We start from the raw sequence: 15,415 nt of genomic DNA, 5'->3' as shown, positions 1-15,415 counted from the left end.
AATGCTGGGGAATTGAGGTTCGCGCCCGCCGCCGGAGCGCGGCCGGCCACCGGCTCACCACACCCAGGGAGGTTCTGTGCGTTCTGGCTCGGGCACAACGGGCCGCGGCGTGATCGCCTCGGTGGGAGCCTCCCTGCTCTTTGGCGTCATCTTCCTGGTTTCGGGCAGGGTGCAGGCCTCGGCCGAATATGTCTTTGCCTGGCGGGTGCTGGCGATCCTGGGCTGCTATCTTCCGGCTTTGCTGCTGTCCTCGGGTCGACGCGCCCTGGGGGAATACTTCACGCTGCTCACCGCCCGCCGCACCCACCTGTGGCTGCTGCTGCCGCTGAGCGTGATGGTGGGCGTGCAGCTGTGGCTGTTCGTCTGGGCCCCGGCCCACGGCAAGGCGCTGGACGCCTCGCTGGGTTTCCTGCTGCTGCCCATCACCCTGGTGCTCGGCGGGCGCTTGGTGTTCAAGTCCCCGGTGTCCGTGGTGCAGTGGCTCAGCGTCGTGGTGGCCGCGCTGGCGCTGGCGCTGAAGATCGCGGTGGCTCCGGCGTTCTCCTGGGTGACCTGGTTCATCGCCCTGGTCTATCCGGTGTACTTCATGCTGCGGCACCACACCGGGCTGGATCACCGGGCCGGTTTTGCGGTGGAGGCCGCGGTGCTGACCCCGCCGGCCCTGGTGCTGCTGGCCGTCCTGCCCGGTCCGTCGCATCAGCCCGGACAGCAGGCGGGCGTCGCGGTGATCGCCGTATGCGGGGCGGTGGCGATGGTGGCCTACCTGGCGGCGTCCCGGCTGCTGCCGCTGCCGCTGTTTGGCCTGCTCTCCTACCTGGAGCCGCTGATCCTGGTGGCCGTCGCGCTGCTGCTGGGCGAGCGGTTGGCGCCCACGGATCTGGCCGTCTACGGCCTGCTGGCCCTGGCGCTGCTGATCCTGGGCTTTGAGGCGCTGCGTGCCCTGCGGCGCTAGGCCATCGGAGGCACCAGCTGCCGGGGGCGGGCAGACCTACCCAGCGGCGGGCGGGACGAGTAGAGTGCTGGGTACTCGCCTGAGTAGGCCGATACCCGTGGCTGCCAGGGGTTCATCCCGGCGGCGCGCCGTGAAAAGGAGCTGGTCATGTTCGATCCCGATGAGCCGCTGTCCGTGAGCATCACCTCCGAGGCGATCCCCGGACGCTACGTCGTCATCTTCGACGGCGCCGAGCCGGTGGGCACCCCGATGACCAGCCTGGGGGTGCTGCAGGAGCAGGCGCCCGAGGTGCTTTCCGACGAGGGCTACTCGCTCAAGCACTACTTTCCCCGGCTGGGCATGGCCGTGGTGGACAGCGAGTCCGGGCAGGTCGAACAGCTGCGCGAACGCTGCGCCTCCCGGCGCCTACCGATGAAGGTGGTGCCCGAACGGATCTACCGCATCCAGGTCAACACCGGGGACGTGGCCGCGGCCGAGCGGCCGGCATACGCGGACACCGACGAGCTGACCTGGGGACTGCAGGCGGTGAAGGCCGTGGAATCGGGGTACACCGGGGCCGGGGTGAAGGTGGCCGTGCTGGACACCGGGTTCGACGAGAACCACCCGGACTTCGCCGGCCGGCAGGTCACCACCAAGTCCTTCGTGGAGGGTGAGGACGCCCTAGACGGGCACGGGCACGGAACCCACTGCATCGGCACCGCCTGCGGCCCGCGCGGCGTGCCCGGCCAGCGCGGCTACGGGGTGGCTTCCGGGGCGAGCATCTTCGCCGGCAAGGTGCTGGGCAACTCGGGTTCGGGCACCGACGCCCAGATCCTGGGCGGGATCGACTGGGCATTGGAGAACGAGTGCCAGGTGATCTCCATGTCGCTGGGCGCGGACGTGCGGGAGGTGCACCCGCCCTATGTGGCCGCCGGACGCCGGGCCCTGGAGCTGGGGTCGCTGATCGTGGCCGCGGCCGGCAACAACGCCCGCCGCCCCCAGGGGAACTACGGGTTCGTCGGCGCCCCGGCGAACAGCCCGTTCGTCATGGCGGTGGCGGCCCTGGACGAGGGGCTGAAGGTGGCCGACTTCTCCGCCCGCACGCTGCCCGGCCGCGGCGGGCAGGTGGACATCTCCGGACCCGGGGTGCGCATCTACTCCTCGTGGCCCGGCGAGCAACGCTACAACACCATCAGCGGCACCTCGATGGCCACCCCGCACGTTGCCGGGGTCGCAGCCCTGCTGTGCGAGGCCACCGGCTTCCGGGCCCGGGAACTGTGGGCGGAGCTGGTGCAGGAAGGCGAACGCCTGGAGCAGTTCTCCGTGGACGTGGGGGCCGGGATGACCCAGGCTCCGCCCCCGGCCCAGGCCTAGGAGCCGAGGCACATCCAGACGCCGCACCGCCAGGGGCGCCGGAGCCGCGGTGCCGGCGCGAACAACCCGGGGCGGTCAACACGAAGTAGGGTGCGATGGACGAAAAGAAGCAGGAATCCCAGGTGACCGAGACGGTGATTGTCACGATCCGCTCCGAGGACCTGGCCCAGATTGATGACGTCGCCGAGAAGCTGCGCGCCGCGGGGCTGATGGTGGACAACGTGCTCAAGACCCTGGGCCAGGTCACCGGCACCACCACGGCGGAGCACGTTGACGCGCTGCGCCAGGTGGAGAAGGTGGAGTCGGTCAGCCCGCAGCGCACCATGCGGATCGCTCCCCCGGACTCGGACGTTCAGTAACCCCGGGACCGGTGTCCCGCCTGCCGAAGCCGCGGTGGGCGGGTTTAGCCGCGCGAGCGGATCGCGTCGGCGACGGCGGCGTTCGCCAGCATCCGCACGGTGTCGACTGGGGCGGACACCTGCCCGGTGGCCACGGCGATCAGGGCATCTCCGTCCATCCGGGTGTGCGGCGGGAAGACCGCCCGCGCCAACCCGTCGTGCCCACCCTCGGCCACCACCTTGCAGCCGACCTTGTCCAGTTGCGCGTTGGTGATGACCACCCCGATGGTCGTGTGGGTGCGCGGCAGCGGTCCGGAGGCCAGGGCGGCGAAGGCTTCGGCCGCGGCGAAGGAGGGCGGGTCGGGCTCCTGCCGGATGTCGCCGAAGGCATTGACGGCGCAGATCGCCGCGACTCGCAGCTGCCCCAGCCGGTGTTCGGCAAAGCCCAGGCCGGCGCGGTGTGCCTGCCCTGGACCGCGCCATTGACTCGAGCGCGCCCCGGTACCCGCCCCAACCGGTCCCACCTCAAATTCGGCGGCAGCGCTGCTGGCCGCCCGGTAGCCGGCCTGGGCGTCCGGGCGGATGCTGCTCTCACCCAGCGCGAGGTCAAAGAGCCCCAGGGCCGGAACGATCGGCACATTGCCGGCCGGGGTGGGCACCCCGCGCCCCTGCTCCTCCATCCAGCGCACCACCCCGTCGGCGGCTGCCAGGCCAAACGCCGAACCGCCGGTGAGCAGCACTCCATCCACGCGGGCCACGGTCTTTTGCGGGTGCAGCACATCTAGTTCCCGCGTGGCCGGGGCACCACCGCGCACCTCATAGGAGCCCACGCTGCCCTCGGGCAGCTCGATGAGCGTGCATCCGGTCATCGCTCGGGCATCGCTCCAGTGCCCTACCCGGACGCCCGGAATGCTGATCCTTGCCCGGCCCGCCGCCGCAGTGGGCCCACCAGGGCCCGGTGCTCCCCCGCGCTGCATTCCAGCCTCCTCATTCCACCATGCACTCCTGTCCATGCTTCTGCATCACCAGCCCGCTGTCTAGGGGGTTCGAACGCCCGGGAAAGCCTCTCCAGGCGTTGATCTGGACGGCAGAGCGCGGCTTTCGCTGGCGGCGTCACCCGGGTCATGCACACGAGCGGTGTGTGGCGTGACGTGTTGGGTGCGCGCCCTGGTGTTGCTAGTAGGTGTAGAACCCGGAGCCGCTGGCGATGCCGAGCTTGCCTTGGTCGATGTAGTTTTCCTTCAGCCAGGCCGCCAGCTTCTGGTCCTTCTCATCGCCGTGGGCGAGGATGTTGTACGGGGTGGTCAGCCCAATGACGTCGTAGATCTGGAACGGCCCCATGGGGGCGCCGGTGGCGGTCCGCCAGACCTTGTCCACGTCCTGCGGTTCGGCGTAGCCGCCGGCGGCCAGCTCCGCCGCGGCGTTGAGGAACGGAACTAGCAGTGAGTTCAGCACGTAGCCGGACTTCTCCTTGTACACCGGGATAGGCACCATCCCGATTTCGCTGGCAAACTGCACGATCTGTTCGAACACTGTCGGATCGGTGTCCGCAGTGCCCATGACCTCGGCGGTATTGAACTGCCAGATCTTGTTCGCGAAGTGCAGTGCCAGGAACTTCTCGGGCCGCCCGGTGAAGTCCTTCATCGCGCTTGGCAGCAAGGTGGAGGAGTTGGTGGCAAAGATCGCGCTTTCCGGCGCCACCGCTGCGAGCTTCTCATAGGTCTGCTGCTTAATGGCCAGGGCCTCGGGCACCGCTTCGATCACCAGGTCGGCATCGCGCACCGCGTCAGCTAGATCCGAGGAATAGCTCAAGCGGGTCAGCGCCTGGTCGGCCTTCCCCTCGTTGGCTCCTGCCACGGCCTCGGCCTTGTAGGTTTCCACAAGCTTGGCGAAGCGTTCCTTCGCACCGATCAGCGCCGTATCGGAGATGTCGTACGCAGTGACTTCGAAGCCGTTGTAGGCGCTCTGGAATGCGATCTGCGATCCCAGAACTCCCGTGCCGAGCACGGTCACCTTGTTGATGCTGCTCATAGCCTTACTCCTTTTCTTGATGACCGGTTGCCTTGTCTGCGGAACCGGCAAGTTTGTCGTGGTTCTGTCACCCGGAGGTACGGGCACCGGGGTCAGGTTCCAGATGGCAGGGTGGCCAGAACCCCGGCCACGATCTGGGACACCTGGTCGTTGAGGTCGGCAAAGACGTCCGCTCCGCCGTGTGCACCGGTCGTTGACCGGGCAATGGTCAGGTGCATGGCCGCGAAGATCGCGGCGCTGGCGACACGGATTGCCTGCGGGTCTTGGACCAGTCCACGATCATCCGCTGCGGCCTGAATAACCGCGGCGATTGATTTCTCGATGCGGGACACCAGGGCCAGGCCTTCGGAGCGATAACGCTCTGCCGCGACCCCAAAGAGCAGCTCGCGCTGGTAGACGGCGCTGTTTTCGGCTTGCTGGCGGGCACGGGCCAGCGCTGGCTCCAGCAGCGACATGATGGCTTCGACGGGCCGATCTGACTGCTGAGCATGAGCTTCACCGGCTTCCAGGGCGGCACGAAATTCCTCGTTGTACACCATTAGCAGCAGTTCACTTTTGGAGGCCGCGTACCGGAACAAGGTGCCATCGGCGACGTCGGCACGTTTGGCGATTTCCTGAGTGGTCACGGCCCCGTAGCCGCGCTCGGCGAAAAGTTCCGAAGCGGCGCGGAAGATCCGCTCTTGTTTTTCTCGTGCATTGCGGTCCCGCCGCGACAACTGCGCCATGTCCTCACGATCCTCAATCAAATAATGAGTGAACTCATTTATGAGTGTACTCCGCTCTGGAGTCGAGTCAAGCAGTAAACGGCTTCCCTTAACTACTGCAGATTCAAGGGAGCGCACCCGCGCGCCGGGCACGATCCGCTCGACATTCTGGAGGTGCAGGGCGCAACGAAAATAGACAACTCCATACCCTGCTCAGCCTGCGGGCCTCGGTGCACGTCTCCGGGCTGATACTCACCGTATTCGTCATAGCCCCAACCTGGGCGAGCTGTCTCGAGGAAGGCTCATTCATGGGCCGCCCTGCAGGCACGGAAAAACGACCATGGTGGCATTCGGCATCGCGTTGGCGGCAGCATCTGCGGCCGTACTGTTCCAGGCTCCATGCATCTACCAGCACATAAACTCCCGACAGGCATTTCGTAGCGGCAAACGCTGACGGCAGCACGCTATCGGCTACCGCGCCGAAGCCGGGCAAGCCTTTCCCGCCGGACCACCGAACGCCAGTCCGACGGAAAAGATCAGGCAAATAAAAAAGTCCCGAGGCATTTTGCGATGCCTCGGGACTTTTTACTGGTGGAGGTAAGGGGATTCGAACCCCTGACCTTCTGCATGCCATGCAGACGCGCTACCAACTGCGCCATACCCCCAGATGAAGGTGTGGTTGCCGGGGAATTTCTTCCCTTCGAACCGAGATAAAACTCTACCCGAAGCTCCGCCCAGAACGCCAATCGAGCTCACGAGACGCTGCTCACACTGCACCCTTCCGCGTTCCACCCCAAGCTGGAAGAATGAGCGCGGGACAGTTCGCTCCCATGAGACGAGAGGGAAACCAATGACCGTTGCAATGACTCCCTACCTGCGCTACGGCGGAGTCGCCCGTGAGGCGATGGAACTCTACCATTCGGTGTTTGGGGGTGAACTGAGTTTCATGACCTTCGCCGAAGGTGCCGGGGAAACCAACCCACAGGTAGCGGATCAGATCATGCACTCCTCGCTCTATGTGGATCGCGGGCTGCATCTGATGGCCTCGGACACTCACCCAGACATGAACGTCGGTCCCAATGGAACAATCGCCATCAGCGGCAGCGGTGAGGATGGGCCATCCGAGATCGATACGCTCAAGGAATGGTGGTCCAAGCTCAGCAAGGACTCACATATCGACATCCCGCTGGAGCAGGCACCCTGGGGTGACTACTTTGGCCAGCTGACCGACCGCTACGGGGTCACCTGGATGTTCAATATTGGAGCGGACGCCAGCCAGTAGGCTTGCACTGAATCAAGGAAGGGTGGTTCTTCGGCCTTAACCGGAGAACCCCCCTTCCTCATCTACGGGACCGTGGGCGTCGCGCCGCCTCCATACCCGTCAGGATTTACCGAGCGGAAGATTCCGTCTCAGCCAGTGCTTCCCGGCCGATTTTCAGCCCGAGCTTGCGCGAGCGATATTCGGTGATCACGGCCAGGACCAACCCAAGGGCCGCCAAAGTGGCGCCGACAAATGCCGGGGCTCGGTAGCCGAAGCCAGCGCTGATCACCGCTGCGCCCAACGCCGCGCCCATCGCGTTGGCAACGTTCAGTGCCGAGTGGTTCAGGGATGCGGCGAGCGACTGGGCATGGGGCGCCGAATCCATGAGCAGCGTCTGCAGGCTCGGGATCAGCAGCGATCCGGTGGCGCCCATGATGAAGACCATGATGAAGGCGGGGATCAGCCAACTGGTGACCAGCCCGAAGATGATCATGACCACCACCATGATCACCGAGGTCAGCTTGATGGCACCGAATACGGACCAATCCGCGAGCCGGCCGCCGATCAGGGAGCCGACCACCATGCCCACCCCGTAGAGCGCCAGCGCGATCGGAACCAGGCCGATGTCCATACCGGTCACGTCGGTCAGCGTGGGGCTGATGTAGGAATAGACGGCGAAGAACCCTCCGAAGCCAACCACGCCGGTGGCCATGGCAAGCCACACCTGCAGGCTCTTAAGCGCCGAGAGTTCCCGGCGGATACTTGCTCCGGCCTCGGCCTTGCGCCATGGGACGAAAATGCTGAGCATCAGCAGCGTGAGCAGGCCAACGATTGCCACGACGAGGAACATGGAACGCCACCCGGCCTCCTGGCCCAGCTTGGTCACCAGCGGCACCCCGGCGACGTTGGCGACCGAGAGGCCCAGCATGACCCAGGCGATGGCCCGGCCGCGCATCGAGGCGGGCACCAGGGAACCGGCCAGCACGCCAGCCAGGCCGAAGTAGGCGCCGTGCGGCAACCCGGAGAGGAAGCGGGTGAACAGCATCGTTCCATAGTCGGGTGCCAGGGCCGAGGAAAAGTTGGCCAGCGTGAAGAAGATCATCAGGTACTGCACCGCGCGCTTGCGGGGGATCTTCGCCGCGAGCGCCGTAAGTATGGGCGCTCCCACAACGACGCCGATGGCGTAGGCGCTAATCATCAGCCCCATCTGGGCGTTGTTCACGCCCAGATCCGCTCCGCCTTCCTGAAGTAGACCCATGATGGCGAATTCGGTGACTCCGATGCCAAAGCCACCCATAGACAGCGCCAGCACCGCGAACAGCAGCGCCCGCCCCTCCAGGATCTGGCTGGGCTGTGGATGTTTCATCAATCCCTCTTTTTCTTTGTGCCGCGTTGATTAACGGTACGGCTTCGTTGGCGCCCGGGTTCGATCGTAGTGGATAGCGCTGTCCGCACCGAACCTGCAAGTCACTCCGGAGAACTAAAGGCGCCGCACTCAGCTTGTTCCCAGCTTCGAGCGTGGAATCATCGGTCGCCTTCCCGGACATATCGCCTCCCACTCAAGAGGAGTAACAACACCAGTTCCTAATATTGCACGTTTGTCAGAAGGGACTTGGAGGATTAATTCACAATCCCATCCGACCGCTTCGCCAAAGGCCGGCGCCGTATGGAGGAACCTTTTTGCCACAGTAAAAAGTGGCCCCGGTCACCGCCTCTAGTTTGGGATTGACTTCACAGCTAGGGTCAGGGCTACGCCCTTGGTCGTCGCTACTTCCTACCTTTGGCTGATCCGCAAGCCGGGGTTGGAGTCGGGGCAGCGCCGATACTCGCGGGGCTTTCCGGGTGGTTCCACCCGGAACACTTTCAATTGAAGGAGGTAGAAAATGACGAACCGCATGGTGCGTTCACGGACTGCCGAACTCGTTGCCGAGGTCTTAGGCTCACGGTACGGCAGAAAGCATTTGGAATCTCATGGCTGGGTGCCTGGCACTCCGATCATTATGACCCGAAGCGACGAACCGCTGGAAGATGTAATGGCGCTCGTGTCGCTACATGAAACCCCAGTTTACGTCGCGATGCTGGAGCAGGAGCCGGAACGGCTATGCCTGCTGCGCGTCACCTTGGGCACCTCTGCGCTTGAAGTCGTGAACGTTTGGGGCAAGGACGAAACCATCGGCTGCCTCTATGAAAAGGTCGTCCCGAAACTGTGGGAGACATTCCGGGTCCGGTTCTGGCGCTACAGCGCCGTGGCCCTGCGTGTGCCCGAGCTGCTGACTACCCAGATCTCCACCTACTGGCGTGCGCCCTCACCATTGGCAATCGCCTAGACAAGGACTCAACCCCCTTCCCATATCAATCCATTTCTTTACCGCTCTGTGGGGTACCGTGCTGCGGTACCCCACAGAGTTTTCTGGTCCTACCCGAAAAAGGTATTGGCCAACTCTGGTATCCCAGCCTCACTGTGCTGGTCACCGGCGCGTGTAGGTGAACTGCTCTGGCCGCATCTGGCTGCTGAGGCTGTGCACCCGGTCAATCTGCCACTGGCCGCGCTCGGCCAGGCTGATCAGTTCGACTGGGTTCAGCCGTTCCTCGCTGGTCACCAGCGAGAGCAGCGTGTTCCACATGGCCAGTTTCGAACTCAGCAGACCGCATACCGCGTCCAGCTGCATCTGAGTACCGGCCATTGTCGGTGGAATGCCCATCTTGATTGTGGAAAAACGGTCGGACAGACACTTGTTGCCGATGCGTACCCGGCAACCACTAATCTCCTCAAACCCCAGACGGCCCATGATTGCGCGCAGGTCATTATGGTCATCACGCACCTGCTCATACATCTTCGCCAGCTCCGGGCCGAGGTCGGTGTTGCGCCACTGATGACAAACAGCTCCCAGATACCGGAGGCACATCTGTGAGGCTAGCGCGTGCTCCCGCAAATACTTTTCCAACACTGGCCGGTTCAAGCTCCTGCGTTCCATAACCACCTTCCCAAAGTCTCGAGAATGTGTCCTTGCGATAAGGCTGATGAACCGAAGGTCTCCTAGACTCCAGTTGCCTACGATTCTCGTTGCTGCTCCCCGAGCAGAACAAGGATTACCAGTGTCCTTTAGGGCTGGGAGCCCAGTTGTCGAAACTGTTTCGCTCACCCCTCTTCCGTAACTCGGTGCTGTCTGAGAGAATCCTGAAACCAGACTCTGACAAGGGAAATAGAACTAGCATCAGTGATAGAGAGTATGAATAATGCAGTTTTTGTCCCTGCTCAATGCTCAGCCTGTCGGGGAGAAATCGACAGGAGGAGACGATGCGGAACATCTACCAGGCGAAGGTCAATGATTCAACGCTGGATGACGTGATCGATGAGGATGAGAACCGCAGGCGGAGACTGGCCAGCCTTCTAATTCTGATGACGACGGCGCTGTTCATCCTCGCGGCCCTGGCCCACTCCTTTGATCGGGAGGCCACGGTCTCGCAAAACCTGCAGAACGGCAACGTGGAGTTGTCTTATCCGTCGGTGGCCCGGGCCGGCAATGAGATCGAGCTTGAACTGGACATCAATGACTCCGAGGGCCTTCCGGAGACGATCACGGTGGGGCTCACCGAAGAGTACCTCTCCTTCTTCGAGGGTCTGGACATCTACCCTGATCCCGAATCGCAGACCGCCGATGGGGATGGGAACATCCAGCTCACCCTGGCCACCGAACCCGGTGCCAAGGAGTTTCACCTGAAACTGACCGGCGAAGCGTCCGAGGAGTGGGAGCCGGCCACCGCCGGTACCCTCACCGTGGACACCGGCAAACCCGAGACGGCTGCGCTTGACTTCAAGACCTGGAGGATTCCGTAATGGAAATAGTCATCCGTGCAGCCATCGCCTTCTTCATTATCTGGCTGGTCACCCGCGCCGCGGGGCGGGCCACCCTCGGGGAGCTGAGCTCCTTTGAACTGGTGGTCTTCGTGGTCCTGGGTGACCTGGTCCAGCAGGGAATCACCATGAACGACCGCAGCCTGACCGGCAGCCTGCTGGCAGTGGCCACCGTGGTCCTGCTCGCCGCGATCCTGGGCTATGCGAACATGCGCTGGCCCAAGTTCGGAAAGATCACCCAGGGCCGGCCCATCGTGCTGGTGCGGGACGGGCAGATTGACCGCAAGGCGCTGCACCGTGAACGCATCGGCATTGACGAGCTGAGCATGCTGGCCCGCCAGTCGGGCATCGAAAAATACAGTGAGATCCGCCTGGCGATCATGGAGGCCAGCGGGAAGGTTTCCTTCTTCACCCAGGAGGCCTCCGCGGACTCCGCCGATTCGGTCTGACACGGCCGCGTCCCCGCCCCGTCCGAAGTTGGACGGGGCGGGGACGCGGCTTCGATCGAATACGCTCGGAAGGCCCTAGTGGGCCGGTGACCTAGTCGGCTTTCGCCTTCCGGGCCTCCTCCACTGCACTTCGGGCCCCGGAAAGCCAGGGCTGGCCGTGGCCGCTGAGCAGCGTGCGGGCCTCGGTCTGGGCGATGGGCTCCAGGGAGCGCAGCGCCTGGTCAAGGTCCGCGGTGGCGGCGCTGGCCACGATCCGTGGACCGGTGCGGGTGTTGTACGGGTCCAGGGTCACCACCGCATCGCCGGAAAACACCACGTCACGCTCGGGCAGGTGCAGGGCGCAGTGCCCGTCGGTGTGCCCCGGGGTGTGGATCGGGACCGGGTTGCCGGGCACCGGCAGCGGCTGCTGCTCCTGCCAGGTGTCGGTTTCCTGCACCCCACGCACCCACAGGGCGCCATGCAGCATCATCTGCCCGAGCCCGGGCAGGGCCTGCGGGTGGGCCAGCGGATAGAGCAGACGGCTGCCCTGGGACCGGTAGCGGTAGGGGTGGGCTGCCAGCCGCCGGTCCAGGGCGTGCACGTAGACCGGCACCCGGTAGCGCTGCTGGGCCCAGCGGGCGGTGCCCACGTGGTCGAAGTGTCCATGGGTGAGCACGATGGCCCGCAGCGGCTTGCCGTGGCGTTCCAGTCCGGCCAGCAGCCCGGCCAGGGCGTGGCGCATCGCGGGCAGGCCGGCATCGATGAGGGTGCAGCCCTGCTCGTCCTCCACCACATAGCAGTTCACGTTGGCCGCGGACACCAGGTAGATGCCGTCGGCGACGGTGGTGACCTCCATGGGCTATCCCTCCTGCGAACCGAACAGGTCGGTTTCGATTTTCACGTAGCGTTCCAGCAACTCCAGGCCGTGGGCGCCGGAATCGTCTTCCTGCTCCAGGCCGTTGCGCAGGTCCGGCAGCTTCTGCATCAGGTGCGGCACCGGGGGCAGCATCGGGGTGTCCGGATCGGTGTGCACCTCCAGGACCACCGGGCGCTCCTCGTTCAGCGCCTGGTGCCAGGCGGCGCCGAGCTGCTGCGGGTCGGTGACCTTGATGCCGCCCAGACCCAGCAGCCGAGCGTATTCGGCGAACGGGAAGCCGGGCAGCTGCTGGCTCTGCTCGTAGCGCGGGTCCCCTTCCGTTTCACGCTGCTCCCAGGTGACCTCGGCCAGATCGGAGTTGTTCAGCACGCAGACCACGAACCCGGGATTCGACCAGTTCTTCCACTGGGCGGCCAGGGTGATCAGTTCCGCGTTGCCGCTCATCTGCATGCCGCCGTCGCCGGCCAGCACCACCACCGGACGGTCCGGGTGCAGCAGCTTGGCCGCGATCCCGTAGGGCACTCCCCCGCCCATGCTGGCCAGGGTGCTGCACAGGTGGGCGGGCACATTCGGCGGCAGGATCAGCTGTCGGGCATACCAGTACACGCAGCTTCCCACGTCCAGGGCCAGCTGGGCGTCGTGCGGCAGGTGTTCGCCCAGTTCGCGCACCACCAGTTCGGGGTTGATCGGCCGGGCGGGCACCGCAGCCCGCTGGCGGCGCACCTCATGCCAGTTGCGCACGTGTTCCTCGACCCGTTCGCGCCAGGCGCCGCGCTGCCCGGCGCGGCGGGTGATCAGCTGTTGGAGCCGTTCCAGGCTCAGCGCCGCGTCGCCGACCAGGGCGACCTCCACCGGGTAGCGGTTGCCCGGGCGCTGGGCGGAGATGTCGATCTGCACGCCGCGGGCGCTGCCGGGTTTGGGGTAGAACTCGGTCCATGGGTCATTGGAGCCAATGATCAGCAGGGCGTCGCATTCCGCCATCACCGCGGCGCTGGCCGAGGTGCCCAGGTGCCCCATGACCCCGGCGCTGGTGGGCAGGGTTTCATCCACGTACGGTTTGCCCAGCAGGCTGGTGACCACCGCAGCGTCCAGCTCGTGGGCCAGTTGGCGCACCTGTTCCCCGGCCTGACGGGCGCCCTGGCCGACCAGCAGGGTGATGCGTTCGCTGTCATCGAGCAGCGCCGCGGCCTGCTGCAGTTCGGCTTCGCCGGGCATCGCGTTGGAGCGCTGCCAGCTGGCGGCGGTGGGAATCTGGCCGTGGGAGCCGCCGGGGATCTTTTCGGCCTGCTGCTGCACGTCGTGCGGCACGATCACCACGGCGGGCGCGGAGGTGGCCAGCGCGGTGCGCAGCGCCCGGTCAAGCACCGGGATCACCTGTTCGGCGGTTGTCACTTCCTCCCGGTAGGCGGCCACATCCTGGAACATGCCCTCCAGGTCGATTTCCTGCTGGTATTCGCTGCCCAGGGAGGGCCGGTTCTGCTGCCCGACGATGGCCACCACCGGAATGCTGTCCAGTTTTGCGTCGTACAGGGCGTTGAGCAGGTGCACCGCCCCGGGGCCCTGGGTGGAGGTCATCACCCCGATGTCCACCCCGGTGTCGGTGTCGGCCTGCTGGCCAAGCTGGCCGAGCGCGTACTTGCTGTGCGCCACCGCCATGAACCCGGCGCCCTCCTCATGCCGGGCCTGGATGAACGGCATGGATTTGCGCCGCAGCGCGCCGAGGAACGTGTTGATCCCGTCCCCGCTGTAGCCGTAGATGCGGGTGACGCCCCACTCGGCAAGCCGGTCCACGAGGGTATCGGCCACTAGTCGCTCAGTCATTGCTGCCTCCTGTGTGTGCTCTCGCGCCGCGCCCCGGCTGCCTGCCGGCAGCCGGGGCGGGTGGGAAGGCCCTGGGGTCAGTCCAGGTCCGGGTCGTCGCGGTGGTCGCCCTGGTTGGCGGGCCGGGCTTCGTCCACCCCTGGGTCGATGTCCTGTTCGAGCTGCGGGTCGCCCACGATCCGCTCCTCGTCGTCGCCCTCCAGCGGCCCGGTGCCGAAGGCATGTTCGTCGTCCTCGTCCAGGATGGCGTCCTGGCCGCGCAGCGGATCCTCGGATTCCAGGGTCTGCGGGGCGTCGGAGGAGCCTTCGCTGACCGGCTGGCTGTCGCGTCCGTCGATCGGCTCGTCGATGTCCTCGTCGCGGCGCACGTCGTCAAATTCGGAGTTGTTCAGGGTCATGTCCTCAGTCCTTTCGTTCGCGCCCGGTGTTCGTGGGTGCATTCTCCAACGGGTTGGGGTCGGTCGATTCGTTGTGGTGGGTGTGCGAGACGTGGAGCAGGCGCACAATGGAGGAGGTTTCGGCCAGGCGCTGGCGGTGCTGCTCGCGCAGCAGCTTCAGGGTGACATCCTCAAAATCCGGGTCCTCGGAGGCCACCGCGTCGGTGGCCACGACCACGGCCAGGTTCGCGGCGAACGCGTCCGAGGCGGTGGCCGCCACGCAGGTGTGCGAGGACACCCCGGCCATGATCAGCGAGGTGACCCGGTGCTGCAGCAGCTGGGTGAGCAGTTCGGTGTTCCAAAAGACGCTGTCGCGCCGCTTGATGATGCTGATGGCCCCGTCCAGGTCCAGTTCACTCAGGTTCTCGGCCTGCTCGGTGCCCTCGAACAGGTAACCCTGTTCGTCCTCCAGCATCTTCAGGGTCCAGGTGGAGCCGTCGCGCTTGTGCACGGTGCGGGCGTTGATCACCGGTGCCCCGGCCTCGCGGGCGGCGGCGATCAGGCGATTGCAGTTGGCCACCACCTGATCGCGCTTGGCGGCCAGCTCCTCGGTCTCAAAGAACGCGTTCTGCAGGTCGATGAGCAGCAAGGCCGGATGCCGGAAGTCCCCACTGAGCTGTGTCATGCTGCCTCCTGTTGGCTCTGGCCCGCGGGCCGGCTAGCCGACCTTGGCTTCCAGCTGGCCGGTCCAGCGCTTGGTGATGGCCTGGATGACCGCGGCGCTCGCTCCGGAGATCGCGGCGAAGACCAGCAGCTTGGGCACGGTGGCCTGCTGCTGTTCCTTTGGGTTGGCCGGGCTCGGCGGCTCTTCGCCGGTGCCCTTGCGCCAGACGGCGCTGATGAGCTTGGTGCCGACCAGTCCGGCCAGCATCGACACTCCCAGACTCAGCAGACGGATCAGGATTTTCATTTCTATCCCCTTACTTCCCGCCGGTGGCGGGCTGTTGCTGATGGTTGGTGAATTGGAAATTGGTGGTTGCGGATAGTGGCTGGGTGCGAAGAAGCCCTCGGTGCTTCGGCCAGCCGCCGTGCTTCGCGATTACTGCGTGGGCACCTGCGACGATTCGCTTCCCTCGGCGCAGTGGGAGCAGCAGAACGCTCCGCCCTCCTTGCGCACCGGGTGGCCGAGAATGGCACACTGACAGTGCGCGCAGCGCGGGGCCATCATGTGGATCGCGCATTCAAAACTGTCAAAGTGCCGGGTCATCTCGTCGCGGGTGATACTGAACATGTCCTGGGCCGTGTTTCCGCAATTGGCACAAGTTTGCATGGTCCTTCTCCTTTCCGTGATCGAGTCCGGTTCGTTTCGCACCGGTTGCCACCACCCTGTCATCTGGCCGGGTTCAGTCCCAAGGAC

Annotated in this window: 17 protein-coding genes and 1 tRNA gene; 7 read left to right on the top strand and 11 right to left on the bottom strand. The window is 65.2% G+C overall.

Going from position 1 to position 15,415, the window contains the following annotated elements:
- Positions 1-76: 76 nt before the first annotated feature.
- The 3 genes from GcLGCM259_RS14795 to GcLGCM259_RS14785 all read left to right on the top strand — a co-directional run bounded on the left by GcLGCM259_RS14795 (position 77) and on the right by GcLGCM259_RS14785 (position 2,664).
- The gene (locus tag GcLGCM259_RS14795; protein WP_138927088.1) at positions 77-952 is read left to right on the top strand and encodes an EamA family transporter; all 876 of its coding nucleotides are present in this window, start codon (positions 77-79) and stop codon (positions 950-952) included.
- A gap of 147 nt (positions 953-1,099) precedes the next feature.
- Positions 1,100-2,305: a S8 family serine peptidase gene (locus tag GcLGCM259_RS14790; RefSeq protein WP_138927087.1), complete on the top strand. Its 1,206-nt coding sequence runs from the start codon at positions 1,100-1,102 to the stop codon at positions 2,303-2,305.
- A gap of 95 nt (positions 2,306-2,400) precedes the next feature.
- Complete coding sequence (locus tag GcLGCM259_RS14785) at positions 2,401-2,664, top strand: hypothetical protein (RefSeq protein ID WP_138175995.1); 264 nt, start codon at positions 2,401-2,403, stop codon at positions 2,662-2,664.
- A 44-nt stretch (positions 2,665-2,708) separates the two neighbouring features.
- Here the strand turns inward: GcLGCM259_RS14785 and GcLGCM259_RS14780 are convergent, their stop codons facing one another.
- The 4 genes from GcLGCM259_RS14780 to GcLGCM259_RS14765 form a co-directional block, all read right to left on the bottom strand.
- Positions 2,709-3,512, bottom strand: a complete 804-nt coding sequence (locus tag GcLGCM259_RS14780; RefSeq protein WP_246049655.1) for a P1 family peptidase — start codon at positions 3,510-3,512, stop codon at positions 2,709-2,711.
- 307 nt (positions 3,513-3,819) lie between these two features.
- Positions 3,820-4,674, bottom strand: a complete 855-nt coding sequence (locus GcLGCM259_RS14775) for a 3-hydroxyacyl-CoA dehydrogenase (RefSeq protein ID WP_138927086.1) — start codon at positions 4,672-4,674, stop codon at positions 3,820-3,822.
- A gap of 92 nt (positions 4,675-4,766) precedes the next feature.
- On the bottom strand, positions 4,767-5,399 hold the full coding sequence (locus GcLGCM259_RS14770; protein WP_054821082.1) for a TetR/AcrR family transcriptional regulator: 633 nt from the start codon (positions 5,397-5,399) through the stop codon (positions 4,767-4,769).
- 568 nt (positions 5,400-5,967) lie between these two features.
- Positions 5,968-6,043, bottom strand: a tRNA-Ala gene (locus GcLGCM259_RS14765).
- 185 nt (positions 6,044-6,228) lie between these two features.
- Here GcLGCM259_RS14765 and GcLGCM259_RS14760 point away from each other — a divergent pair.
- Entirely contained in the window at positions 6,229-6,660 is a 432-nt protein-coding gene (locus tag GcLGCM259_RS14760; protein WP_138175981.1) for a VOC family protein, read from the top strand.
- Positions 6,661-6,766: 106 nt separating this feature from the next.
- Here the strand turns inward: GcLGCM259_RS14760 and GcLGCM259_RS14755 are convergent, their stop codons facing one another.
- On the bottom strand, positions 6,767-8,005 hold the full coding sequence (locus tag GcLGCM259_RS14755) for an MFS transporter (RefSeq protein WP_138927085.1): 1,239 nt from the start codon (positions 8,003-8,005) through the stop codon (positions 6,767-6,769).
- A 517-nt stretch (positions 8,006-8,522) separates the two neighbouring features.
- Here GcLGCM259_RS14755 and GcLGCM259_RS14750 point away from each other — a divergent pair.
- On the top strand, positions 8,523-8,966 hold the full coding sequence (locus tag GcLGCM259_RS14750) for a hypothetical protein (protein ID WP_138927084.1): 444 nt from the start codon (positions 8,523-8,525) through the stop codon (positions 8,964-8,966).
- 141 nt (positions 8,967-9,107) lie between these two features.
- On the opposite strand, the gene GcLGCM259_RS14745 is transcribed toward GcLGCM259_RS14750, so the two are convergent.
- A complete protein-coding gene (locus GcLGCM259_RS14745) occupies positions 9,108-9,587 on the bottom strand; it encodes a hypothetical protein (protein ID WP_138175977.1) in 480 nt (159 codons plus the stop codon).
- Between the two features lie 350 nt (positions 9,588-9,937).
- On the opposite strand from GcLGCM259_RS14745, the gene GcLGCM259_RS14740 reads away from it, so the two are divergent.
- Positions 9,938-10,477 carry a hypothetical protein gene (locus GcLGCM259_RS14740; protein WP_138927082.1) on the top strand — a complete coding sequence of 180 codons (540 nt, stop codon included), beginning with the start codon at positions 9,938-9,940 and terminating at the stop codon, positions 10,475-10,477.
- A complete protein-coding gene (locus tag GcLGCM259_RS14735) occupies positions 10,477-10,944 on the top strand; it encodes a DUF421 domain-containing protein (protein WP_138927081.1) in 468 nt (155 codons plus the stop codon). Before GcLGCM259_RS14740 ends, GcLGCM259_RS14735 begins: the two co-directional genes overlap by 1 nt.
- 91 nt (positions 10,945-11,035) lie before the next feature.
- On the opposite strand, the gene GcLGCM259_RS14730 is transcribed toward GcLGCM259_RS14735, so the two are convergent.
- From GcLGCM259_RS14730 to GcLGCM259_RS14710, 5 genes are all read right to left on the bottom strand, one after another.
- Positions 11,036-11,779: an MBL fold metallo-hydrolase gene (locus GcLGCM259_RS14730; RefSeq protein WP_138927080.1), complete on the bottom strand. Its 744-nt coding sequence runs from the start codon at positions 11,777-11,779 to the stop codon at positions 11,036-11,038.
- Between the two features lie 3 nt (positions 11,780-11,782).
- The gene (locus tag GcLGCM259_RS14725; RefSeq protein WP_138927079.1) at positions 11,783-13,621 is read right to left on the bottom strand and encodes a thiamine pyrophosphate-requiring protein; all 1,839 of its coding nucleotides are present in this window, start codon (positions 13,619-13,621) and stop codon (positions 11,783-11,785) included.
- Positions 13,622-13,698: 77 nt separating this feature from the next.
- Entirely contained in the window at positions 13,699-14,019 is a 321-nt protein-coding gene (locus GcLGCM259_RS14720; protein WP_138175967.1) for a hypothetical protein, read from the bottom strand.
- A 4-nt stretch (positions 14,020-14,023) separates the two neighbouring features.
- On the bottom strand, positions 14,024-14,683 hold the full coding sequence (locus tag GcLGCM259_RS14715) for a cysteine hydrolase family protein (protein ID WP_138927078.1): 660 nt from the start codon (positions 14,681-14,683) through the stop codon (positions 14,024-14,026).
- A gap of 33 nt (positions 14,684-14,716) precedes the next feature.
- A complete protein-coding gene (locus GcLGCM259_RS14710; protein ID WP_054821171.1) occupies positions 14,717-14,968 on the bottom strand; it encodes a DUF4235 domain-containing protein in 252 nt (83 codons plus the stop codon).
- Positions 14,969-15,415: the final 447 nt, after the last annotated feature.

This window comes from Glutamicibacter creatinolyticus, from assembly GCF_006094275.1.
GTDB lineage: Bacteria > Actinomycetota > Actinomycetes > Actinomycetales > Micrococcaceae > Glutamicibacter > Glutamicibacter creatinolyticus.
This window is presented reverse-complemented; position numbering and strand designations above follow the sequence as displayed.